Raw genomic sequence first — 10883 nt, 5'->3', positions numbered from 1 at the left:
TCAATATCTAAGCTATTTATTGATACTAAAGCAGTTAAAAATAAATTAACATAAATGAAAAAAGGGTCTTGTCATCAAATGACAAGACCCTTTACGATTAATTTTTATAGTATGTTAAGCTACTTTTACATTTACCGCATTAAGACCTTTACGGCCTTCTTCTACATCATACTCAACTGAATCATTCTCACGAATGTTATCAGATAAGCCTGAAGAATGAACAAAGATTTCGCTACCGCCATCTGCAGGGGTAATAAATCCAAAACCTTTACTCTCATTAAAAAACTTTACTGTACCTTTTTGCATTATATTATATTTAATTTTTTTAAATGTAGTTTAAATTATTGATATAACAATTAAATATCATGAATTATGATCTAATTCCTACAAAAAAGACGCGGGGCCAGGTTTCAAGAACCCAGCCCCGCAATCTAAATTAACGCTCTCAGATGTTTGACTGAGATAACTGCTAAAGGTTTAATTGAAAACCGCTAAATTTATTGGCTGCGAAATATTCCTTATCTTTGACTAATCAGTTAAATTAAAAATAGAGCAATTAAATTGGAAGAGCAATTACTTAAAAGAAGCGAAAATAAATGCGAGTTATGTGAGTCGGGAGAACCGTTAAATACCTATAGTGTAATTCCTCAGAAAGTTCCAAACGAAGACAATACCATTTTAATCTGCGATAAATGCCGTGCACAGATCGAAAGGACAGCACCTACAGATCAAAATCATTTGCGTTGCTTAACTACAAGTATATGGAGTGTTGTGCCAGGGGTTCAGGTATTGAGCTGGCGTTTATTGAACCGGTTGAAAGCTGAAAACTGGGCTTCAGATGCATTAGATATGATGTACCTGGACGAAGAAACGTTGGCTTGGGCCCAGGCTGGATTAGATGAGGAAGAAACTGAGGCTGAAGAACTACATAGAGATAGCAATGGAGCAATTCTTGAAACGGGCAATACTGTTGTCTTAACAAAAACACTGGATGTTAAAGGATCATCTCTAAGCGTAAAACTGGGTACTGTCGTGAAAAATATCCGCCTGGTAGAAAATAACACAGACCAGATTGAAGGTAAAATAGAAGGTCAGGTTATCGTTATACTTACCAAGTATGTGAGAAAGCAAGGGGCTTAATGGCCGTTTTGACGTAATTACCCCTTTAGATTGTCGTAATTAATGACGTTTTTTCCTTACATTCAAACTAATTTTGAGTTGTTAATTATTTGTAAATGATAACCAAACCATTATGAAAAAGGAAAAAATCATCTTTTGGGTAAGCACAACAATCATCTTTCTGTTTGAGGGGGTGATGCCAGCATTAACCTCTCAAACAAAACTGGCAAAAGAAGGGATCTCTCATCTGGGCTATCCTGAATATTTTGGAAATGCACTTGTTGTATTTAAAATTTTAGGCGCACTGGCCTTAATCATACCTAAAACCCCGGCAAAAGTGAAAGAATGGGCATATGCAGGTTTTGCATTCGATTTTTTATTCGCATGCATCAGTCACTGGTGTGTTGAAGGCTTTAGTTTTCAGGCTGTCTTTCCATTAATTATTCTGGCTATCTTAATGGTTTCTTATGTTTACTACCATAAGATTACCAGCAATAAGTTAAATGGATAATTTTAAAATCTAATCACGATAACATGTGCGCCAGGATCGGTGCACATTTTTCGTGGCATGGTGGGTAGAAATGACCGTGTTTCCACTGTGCCGATTTTGGCGATAATCCCCACCAGAATTCGGCAAGGGCGAGTGGCTCCATATCGTTCATAAAAGCATATTGCAGTAATTTAGGTGCTGCGCATTCTCCGGCACCAGCAGGAGGTTTCGTGGCAAAAACGTTTTTAAAGACTTCGATTAGACTTTTAGACTGGCCTGCTTTGTTCAAAAAATGATATTGTTCAAAAAGTTGGTTTTGCAAAGTCCTGGATTGGCTTTTCCTCATATTTTTCAGCATGGAAACCTTTGTTTGATTCTGGTTTGAACCCTCAAGTTCTAAGGCTGATATTTCTAGATTGATTTCAGCCAGTTTTTTCATGCCGGCATTCAAAAAACTACCCGGTGCCAATGCGTCATAAACGGGAGGCACAAATCCTTCATGGTGATTCTTTCCAGCCAATTTACCTGAGAATGCGGCGAGATAACCAAAATTACCATGGCTTGTTCTGACAACCAAAACACCAAACATTTTTCCGATAACAACACCATCGGCATTGGCTGGCAAACCGAAGTTATGCTCCCAGTTTTTTTGTATTAAATGAGCTTGTAATGCTGTTGCAGCGAGCAAACTCAGTCTATGGGGCTTTTCAGTTATGGAAAAAATCAGCCCGGACGCCAATGAAGTTATTTCCTTAGTTTCGTCAAAGCGCCAAAGTATAGAATTCTGATCGTCCAGGCTAAACATTGATTAATTTCTGTAGGTTCATTCTTGGGAAAGCCTGTAATAAGCTCTGATTTACAAAGATATTAATTTTCAGACTCAAATTCAGGGGATATCTTTAGCAATAATAGAGATATGTTAGATCCGAATAGGGTGGATGTTTAGATGTCTTTATGTCTATATGCATGTTTGGGCCGGGCCGAAGCTTTGTCTGCCGGATTTTTTTGGATGTATTATACAACTATTAACCTGCATATAAACACTGCGGATCTGCTGCTGCTTTTGGATAACTAATAGCTTAGTTTTGTCGAACGAGAGTCGGAGGAGAGTCGGACAATGTTCGGCGTATACTTGACTTAGTTAATAGATTGCATTAAGCAAGAACTTAGATGTAAATTGATTCTGAAAAAAAGTGAAAATGAGGCCTGGAATCAGGCTGGAGTGGCAGCACTAATATAGTTATAATTGTTGGCATTCCAAAAGCAAGTTTTGCCATATATAATTTCTTGGTTACAATTATTTTTTGGGTAGAATTTTGTGTAGTATTACTTACACACACAAATTTAACCGATATGAAAAAACTATTAATTATCGCAATGGCTTGCTATGGCCTGAGCGCTCGTGCCCAGCTGCGCGAATCCAGAGACTTTTTGTACCTCTATTCTGATTCTGTCATTTACGCAAATGACATTAAATTCAGGCCGGATTTTGCGGGAAATCTACGGGTGAAAGTGGACTCCAGAAATGTCCCCATCGCACAAGTCAAATTTTTAAATACCAAAGATGGTTTCTTTGCGAATACGAGGAAGATGGGAGTTATGCGGACTGAAGCGTTCGCAGAGCGGATCATAGCTGGAAAGATCAATGTTTTTCTGGAGAAATCGCTATCGTATGTCCCTTTTATCTACAATCCACATAACGCTTATGAGTTACCCTACGCAGCTATGCCTGTAACAGCGATCAACAGCAACATGTATTACAATAAAGGCTATTCTGATTTGAAAAAGTTAAATTATACCAACCTGAAAAGGGATCTGAGGGATGACCCCAGAAGTATGGATATGCTTCGCGCTTACCGCAGAAGCGTGAATACAACCACGTTGTGCTATATAGCTGGAGCTGCATCTCTTTTAACAGGATTATTTGTTGCCACCAGCGAAGGTAAAAACGCCTTCTCAGATAAAAATTTCATCATAGGATCGAGTTTAGGGGTACTGGGCCTTGGCTTGGTAACAGGTGGTTATTTCAAAACTTTTTCGGCGAAAAAGAAGCTGGAAAATACTATAGATATCTATAACCGATAATCAGCGCAAGATTATGTGTAAGATCCCTGGGCGTTTGCCTGGGGATTGATATTTAGTTTGATATACTGTTAAGTTTGGCTAAAAATAATTTGGTGGTTTCCGGTTCCTTTGTATACTTTCGTGTTAATTATAATTAATCTAAATAAGAACATGAAAATAAAATTACTAAATACGCTCTTTTGCATATTGGCTTTCAGTCATTTAACTGCAATCGCCCAGCAGGGGAGTCTGATTAAAGGAAAAGTGCTAACTGTAGAGGGGAAACCTGCTCAGCGTATCTCGGTTCAACTACTAGGCAAAAAGCAAGGTGCAACAACTGATAACAAAGGGAACTATAAAATTAATGACGTAAAGGCTGGCGAGTATATGATCAAGGTTTCGGCAGTCGGTTTATCACCAATACAAAAAAACATAATTGTAGCAGCTAATGAGCAACTGGAATTGAATTTTACCTTGAGCGAAAGTTACGCACAATTGCAAGAAGTAATTATAGGCGGCGGCAGAACCAATAAGTTTTCTAGACCGGCTAGTGTAACTGTAGCTAAAATGCCTTTGAAGGATTTAGAAAATCCTCAGGTATATACTACAGTGAGCAGGGAATTGATTATGGACCAAATGATTGTTACTTATTCGGATGTGCTGAAAAATGTACCAGGTGTAATTCTGCAATTGCAAAACAATGGCAATGGACCGGGCGGTACGGTTGCCATGCGCGGTTTTACTGGTGCTTCATATTTGAGAAATGGTGTACCTGGTATGACGGTAGGCTACCTGGATCCGGTAAATCTGGAAAGCCTGGAAGCGATCAAAGGCCCGTCAGGTGCTTTGTTTGGCAGCAGCAGTTTAACGTCGTTTGGTGGCTTGTTTAACCGCGTGACCAAGAAGCCCCATGATGTATTTGAAGGTATAGCAGGTTATTCTATCGGAAGTTTTGGCCTGAGCCGCTTAACTGCGGACGTAAATGTGCCTTTAAATGCCGATAAAACCTTATTGTTCCGGTTATCTGGAGCCAAACATTACGAAGGGAATTTTCAGGATGCTGGTTTCTTGTCTTACGGCTTTGTAGCACCGTCCTTAACTTATAAAGCCAATGATAGGTTGACGCTCACGTTAGAAGCTGAATACATGAAAGGCAAAAATAATGGCTTTTACCGGTTATTTGCGGATGCCTCGAATGCGACAGGCGTACATACCCCGGCCGAACTGAATTTTGATTTTAAGCGCCGATTTGTTGGCGATGATATGGAAAGCAACGTAACCACGGGTAATATGTATGCCCAGGCAGATTATGAAATGGGTGGAGGCTGGAAATCGCAAACTAATTTTTCTTTTTCAAGTACCGATGGTGATGGGGCATCTGCCTACCTGAGTATGGCTGCCGGTAATCTGAGATTAACAAGGAACGCTACATTATCCTTATATAGCAAAAATGCCATGGCCGATTTGCAACAGAATTTCACTACAGAATTTAAGTTGGGCGAAATACGCAACCGGCTACTGATCGGGCTGGATTACCTGCATACTGAAGCCAGGGCAAGTAGTGCATTTGTGGCTTTTGACCAAATTGATGCCATTAATCCGACAGCGGCTGAGTATGGCGCCTTGACTAAGGTCGCTTTGACGGATAAAGTAAAGGGAATTGTGCCAACACGTACACGATCTTCGCAAGACACCTACAGTAGTTATGTACAGAATGTATTGGACCTGACACCGGAGTTAATGGCTTTGCTGAGTGTCCGGGTTGATCGTTTTGAAAATAAGGGTACTTTTAATCTGAATACACGCTTAACAGCAGCGAAGTATGACCAAACTGCTTTTGCGCCAAAGTTTGGGTTGGTTTATCAGCCGGTTAAGGATAAACTTTCGGTATTTGCGAATTATATGAGTGGTTTTCAAAACGTGGCACCTGTAACACAACCAGATCAAACCATTAGCAGCTTTAAACCCAGACTGGCAAATCAGGCTGAAGGTGGGGTAAAATTGAGCCTTTTAGAAGGTAGATTGACCAGTACAATGAGTTATTACTATATTAAAGTAAACAATACGGTGCGGTTGGACCCCGATCGTGCAGGATTTAGTATTCAGAATGGGAATCAGCTGAGTAAAGGTTTTGAGGCAGAACTGGCTTTTAATCCAATTCCTGGTTTTAACCTTATTGCGGGTTATGCCTTTAATGACAGTAAATATTTAAAAGCTGCTGCCAATGTAGATGGCCTGCGTCCTGAAAGTGCCGGACCTAAGTCAATGTTGAATGCCTGGGCAAGTTACCGCATTAGTGAAGGTTCATTGAGGGGGATAGGGATTGGTTTAGGCGGAAACTACGCCAGCAGTAACATTACAGCAATTACCACCACCAGTTTGTTTACTTTACCTGCGTATACAGTCATCAATGCTTCGTTGAGTTATGATCAGCAACGATACAGGTTAGGCTTAAAAGCCAATAACATTACCGATAAAAACTATTTTATTGGCTGGGGAACCACGATTCCGCAAGCACCTGCTAACTTTATTGCAGAGTTTGCCTACAAGTTTGGAGGTGTAAAATAGGAAGCTTGCTTCCTCTCCTGTAACTGGCATCTGCTGCTGTGGTCACAGAGCGGAAGGTACTTTAGAGGAAGCAAATTTTTAGTATTGCCTCATTTTCTGTCTTAGAACAGGAATCCCATGGGCTAAGATTTCCTGGCTTGATAAAACATAGCGGGGAGAACATTGTTATTTTAGAATGAGATGTGCCAGCTGTTGCTCTAATTAAGATTAACTGTGCATATCAAGATGTGATGATCTAAAACACTTAAAAAATCTGAATGTATAAATATCTGCTCTTAATACCTGCTCTTCTACTTTCCCTGGTCCGTTGTAAGGAACCAAAAGCAAGTCCTAAAAAAGCCATTGGGATTGGCTTACTTACTGTTAATACCAGGTATGATATTCCATTGTATAAAGGTGATACGGATCATACGGCATCTGATATCTTAAAATTTGAAGTTGAAAAGTCGGGTGTTACTAAATTCGTCTCCCGGATTAAAATGAAGCCTTATTTGATGAATGCCGGCGATAGTGATGAAGCAGGCCGGAAAGATATCAGTATGGGTTTAATCCGTTTTCCGGCTGAATTGAAGTTCCGGGTGGTGGATACAACTGCAAAGTTTTTTGAGGTCGTTACCAATGAGGATACCTGGGAAACCTTTTTTATCAAAAGAGATGCATTTAGCTCTTATTACACCACTGAGCGGGAGCTCTGGGACAATAACTGTAGCAATTGTCCTGGTTCCAAGTACAATCCCAGGTGGTTTATTTTTGAAACCTGGGAGCGGTATCTGAAAAGGGTGGAGTTTATAACGAAGGATAAGTTGGTGATTTATGATCAGCCAGGTGGTAAAGCTATTTTTGAGCAGAAAGAGCATGACTTTTTACCTTTTGGGGTAGCCGCAGTAAAAGGTGAATGGATCAAGTTAAAAAAGGGTTTCGGTAGGGAATCCAATTTTGATGATAAGATAAATTATGAAGGCTGGACGAAATGGCGGGAGGGGGAGCATATGGTCATCGAAGTTGTAGAACATACCTATGAATAATTTTTTTGCATTTTAACAGCTCCGCATAAATACCATACCAATGAAGACATACGTATTATTACTGTATGATCGAAAGAACAATACGATTTTAATTCCGCTGATCAGTAGCGATGGCAGGGTAACCAAAAGCAAAATACAGTATAAATTTGGCGGAAAGTATTTTGAAAAGATTTAGGACATCTGGCTAAATCAGCATGTATTGCGTTGTGATTTGGGTATTTTGAAATAGATGGAATTTTCGTTACTTTTATCATACACACAAATATTAAATCTTATGATCAAATCAATTTTATGTACCGCTCTGGTACTTTTCCTGACCCATCAGGTGGGAAGGACGCAGGTAATAGTAAATCCGGATGGCAGTCATTCCGTTGTGACAGGAAATGTCATTGTCAATCCTGATGGCACCCATTCAGTTGTGGCGGGTAACGTCATTGTCAATTCAAACGGGACGCATTCGGTGATTGTTGGTAATGTCCTGGTAAATCCAGATGGCAGCCATACAATTCTTCCGGGTGTTGAGAAACCTGTAGATGCAACGAAGCGTAAGTCTTCGCTGAGGTCCTCAAACAGCGAAAAGGGAGATTTTGAAAAATCGATATTTCAGATTTTCCGCAAGGCCCGGAACAGAAATGTGCAAGTAGATACCCTAAAGTTTAGTAATAAATGATGATTCCAAAATAAAAAGCCTCAATTTACATTGAGGCTTTTTAGTGATCCCGCTGGGATGTGAACTTCGTTCAATTTTCAGCGTTTAATGACTATCTGGAAGGTTTTTAAAAAGCGACTCACCGAATTACTCACCTTTTTGTCTGTATTTTTTAGTTGCAATTGCTATCAAGTAAAGCAGCTTTTAAAGGGTTATTGCTCTGGATCATTATCAAGCTTATTTTTTAGGATTTCTATCAGGAGGAGTAGTTCCTGATCCTCTAAGATAGATTTTTCGTCATCCTTGGTCAGTTCATCAAATTTCCTGAACAGTGGCACTAATTGACCTGCTTCCTGTGGATTTAATAACTTTTTTAATTCGTCTAGGCCTTTTTCTCTAAGTTTTGCTATCTGGGCGAGTGCTTTTTGAAAGCGGTCTTTGTTTTCCAGAGCTTAGTTTTGCTGATAATTGTTTGACCTTTATTAAATGTTTATCTACTTGCCTATTTGATTTTTGTTGAAGTTCTTCTAAAACTTCTTCATCTAAACGGTGATAGTTGATCTCCATCATTAACCCGTATAGATTACTCAAAACTTGCTTTGCGTTTAACGTTGCCATGTTAATTTGTTGAAGATTGTGTTTTTTGAACCCGTCGCATTAGCTTTTCTCTTAATTTATCCAGCTGCCGGACATTAATTCCTAATAATTCAGCTATATCTGATCTTTTCTTTCCCTCTTTTAATCCTTCGATCATAAATTCTAAATTTTCATCCCCAGCAGCAGCGTCTTCTATCTGCTTTAATCTATTATCCATTTGCTGGTTTTCATTCTCATCATTTGGAGGTTCTGCTAGATCATAAAATTCTTCTTCAATATCAGTGTATTCTATCTTTAACGCTTGTCCTTTAGGGGATGTTGCTTTAACGACTTCTTTACTGATATAACTATCAGCAATCCTTATCAACTGCTGCGATAAGGTAAACTCGTCTTTCCATTCCCACTCTGCGGTTAGCACTTTCTCATAAGCGATGCCTAAATAATGCTCTATCGGATCAGCGCCTAAGTTAGCTGCCGCATGAGCTCCAGACAGCGTCTTTTGTTTCAACTTCCATTTAATATGCTCTTCACATTTCACCAGCGCAACCTTCCAATCATTATCTGGTGTCTACGCAAAGAATTGTAGTACAATATGGGAAGTTTAGTTTTCCATATCTATAGCCAGAATCTTATCGGCAATCCTTAAGCATTTTTCTATATTTCCTGCCAATCCCATATTGTAGGTTTCAATCTTGAACAAAGTCTTTGCAATGAACATTCTATCAGTATTTGATTTGACAAGACCAAAGATTTGAGGCGTGTAGCTTTGATATTCATCGCTCGGTGCCATATCATTAATTCCTATTGGATCCCAATCGTACCAAAGTATATCGTCTATTTGTTGATAAAGGAGAATCTCTCGCGCTTTTGATAAATCTGTCTTTAGGTTTTTATTTCGGCTAAATAAAAGTAAAGTTGTTTTTATATCCTCTTGAAGCCTTTCATCCTGAAAAAACTCTGCTGCCTTTAGGGCTAAACTTGGAACGTAATAACCGCTATCGAAGTCAAATGGTGCAGGCTCCCGTGATGAATTGTAAGTGATTTTGGCAATACTTTCTGCTAAAAGTATATATTCTTGGGGCGTATAATTTGTGTTGTCCAGTAAAAAACGTCTGATTAAGCCAAATTGTTCATGGGCTTCATGCCAGCGATCAGACTTTTTAATTATTTCAGTTAGTTCTTTTATTTCTGGAATTTCTGTGATATATCTATTGAATTTATTTAAAATTATTCCCGCCCACTTCGGTTTAAGGCTACTTGGAACGGCTTCAAAAATTTGTTCACCTATTTTAATGTTAGTTTTTATATCGTGTAGTTCAGTGTTCATTTCTCTTTGACGTTTGCAGGTTTGCTAATTGAAAGGTAAGCTCACGAATGGCATCAAATACCCTGAAACGTGGCGAAGGTGACATGCTTGCGTTAAATTTTTATTCAATATAACAAGCTGAGGTTAAATTTTCGCAACTTATGCCAAACCGTTGTTACAAGTAAACCTATTAAAATTGAACAGGTATCTCGAAGTCTACCGTTCTGACCCCATTTTCAATTTCTCTTCCTTTCAAACTCATATATGTTTTTCCGTTCTTCTCGAGTTTTCCTATAGTGAGTTTATATTGTTTCATTTTTAGATTATTTAAATCTTTCAGTTCCTCCGGATTTAAATCTTTTGGTTGCTCTAAAATCCAGCTATATCCTGTCCACTTACTCTTTAAAGCGTTTTTATTGGATATTATATTTAAAGTATCTCCAAATGGCAACTTTAAATGGCCAAACAGTACAACATTATTCTTCAAATCTATTTTTAATGAATCTAACAAGGAAAGCTTATTATCTGATTTAAAATGTATTATGTCATCTTTGTTCTGTATTGAAATTTGTTGAGTTCCTGTAGAAATTACTTCTATATTGTCCATAAAACCCATAAGTTCAGCATATTCTTCTTTTGTTACCCCTAGGTTTATGTGATAAGGCATTGGTTGACCTTGAGGAACAGTTTTCATATAATCTACAAACCAAGCATAATTTTGCTTTACAGCAGACTGAAGTTTTTTTGATAATTCAATCTGCCTAGGTTCTTGGAGAACCCCATCCATAACATCCGCATTAATCGTTCCAGTTGGCAACAGAAGCTTCAAGTCGTTTTTAATATTACCTGTTAGTTTTTCGTGTGAAGTGTTTGTTTGAGTATGTCCGCAACTGGTTAATGATACTAATAACAAAATTAAATAAAGTATGCGTTTCATAAATACGTTTTACAGATATGGGTTTTGAGTGGCTTATAAAAAGTGTATTTGAAAATCCTATTGGCCTTGGACATTTATGAACGAATATAGTAGTTTATATTTATTATTGAATGTTCCAGTTGAGCAAG

General features: G+C 38.5%; 13 protein-coding genes. 7 read left to right on the top strand and 6 right to left on the bottom strand.

Features of this window, described 5'->3' with window-relative positions:
• Positions 1 to 114: 114 nt before the first annotated feature.
• Positions 115 to 306 carry a cold-shock protein gene (locus IM797_RS01170; RefSeq protein ID WP_194125257.1) on the bottom strand — a complete coding sequence of 64 codons (192 nt, stop codon included), beginning with the start codon at positions 304 to 306 and terminating at the stop codon, positions 115 to 117.
• 255 nt (positions 307 to 561) lie between these two features.
• On the opposite strand from IM797_RS01170, the gene IM797_RS01165 reads away from it, so the two are divergent.
• The gene (locus tag IM797_RS01165) at positions 562 to 1140 is read left to right on the top strand and encodes an alkylphosphonate utilization protein (protein ID WP_228098668.1); all 579 of its coding nucleotides are present in this window, start codon (positions 562 to 564) and stop codon (positions 1138 to 1140) included.
• Positions 1141 to 1252: 112 nt separating this feature from the next.
• Positions 1253 to 1630, top strand: coding sequence for a DoxX family protein (locus IM797_RS01160; protein WP_194125256.1), 378 nt, complete (start codon positions 1253 to 1255; stop codon positions 1628 to 1630).
• 13 nt (positions 1631 to 1643) lie between these two features.
• On the opposite strand, the gene IM797_RS01155 is transcribed toward IM797_RS01160, so the two are convergent.
• Complete coding sequence (locus IM797_RS01155) at positions 1644 to 2297, bottom strand: pseudouridylate synthase (RefSeq protein ID WP_194125255.1); 654 nt, start codon at positions 2295 to 2297, stop codon at positions 1644 to 1646.
• A 665-nt stretch (positions 2298 to 2962) separates the two neighbouring features.
• Between IM797_RS01155 and IM797_RS01150 the strand changes: the two genes are divergently transcribed.
• The 5 genes from IM797_RS01150 (at position 2963) to IM797_RS01135 (ending at position 7936) form a co-directional block, all read left to right on the top strand.
• On the top strand, positions 2963 to 3694 hold the full coding sequence (locus IM797_RS01150) for a hypothetical protein (protein WP_194125254.1): 732 nt from the start codon (positions 2963 to 2965) through the stop codon (positions 3692 to 3694).
• Positions 3695 to 3844: 150 nt separating this feature from the next.
• On the top strand, positions 3845 to 6241 hold the full coding sequence (locus tag IM797_RS01145; RefSeq protein WP_194125253.1) for a TonB-dependent receptor: 2397 nt from the start codon (positions 3845 to 3847) through the stop codon (positions 6239 to 6241).
• Positions 6242 to 6498: 257 nt separating this feature from the next.
• On the top strand, positions 6499 to 7266 hold the full coding sequence (locus IM797_RS01140; protein WP_194125252.1) for a hypothetical protein: 768 nt from the start codon (positions 6499 to 6501) through the stop codon (positions 7264 to 7266).
• A gap of 40 nt (positions 7267 to 7306) precedes the next feature.
• The gene (locus IM797_RS28485) at positions 7307 to 7441 is read left to right on the top strand and encodes a hypothetical protein (RefSeq protein ID WP_255526703.1); all 135 of its coding nucleotides are present in this window, start codon (positions 7307 to 7309) and stop codon (positions 7439 to 7441) included.
• Between the two features lie 99 nt (positions 7442 to 7540).
• Entirely contained in the window at positions 7541 to 7936 is a 396-nt protein-coding gene (locus IM797_RS01135) for a hypothetical protein (protein ID WP_194125251.1), read from the top strand.
• A 375-nt stretch (positions 7937 to 8311) separates the two neighbouring features.
• Here the strand turns inward: IM797_RS01135 and IM797_RS01130 are convergent, their stop codons facing one another.
• The 4 genes from IM797_RS01130 to IM797_RS01115 all read right to left on the bottom strand — a co-directional run bounded on the left by IM797_RS01130 (position 8312) and on the right by IM797_RS01115 (position 10755).
• Positions 8312 to 8533 carry a hypothetical protein gene (locus tag IM797_RS01130; protein WP_194125250.1) on the bottom strand — a complete coding sequence of 74 codons (222 nt, stop codon included), beginning with the start codon at positions 8531 to 8533 and terminating at the stop codon, positions 8312 to 8314.
• A 1-nt stretch (position 8534) separates the two neighbouring features.
• A complete protein-coding gene (locus IM797_RS01125; protein ID WP_194125249.1) occupies positions 8535 to 9020 on the bottom strand; it encodes a hypothetical protein in 486 nt (161 codons plus the stop codon).
• 93 nt (positions 9021 to 9113) lie between these two features.
• Positions 9114 to 9839, bottom strand: a complete 726-nt coding sequence (locus IM797_RS01120; RefSeq protein WP_194125248.1) for a hypothetical protein — start codon at positions 9837 to 9839, stop codon at positions 9114 to 9116.
• A gap of 169 nt (positions 9840 to 10008) precedes the next feature.
• Entirely contained in the window at positions 10009 to 10755 is a 747-nt protein-coding gene (locus tag IM797_RS01115; RefSeq protein WP_194125247.1) for a hypothetical protein, read from the bottom strand.
• Positions 10756 to 10883 lie beyond the last annotated feature (128 nt).

The organism is Pedobacter sp. MC2016-24, from assembly GCF_015223055.1.
Lineage (GTDB): Bacteria > Bacteroidota > Bacteroidia > Sphingobacteriales > Sphingobacteriaceae > Pedobacter.
The sequence above is the reverse complement of the archived record's forward strand: the minus strand, read 5'-3'. Positions and strand labels throughout refer to the sequence as shown.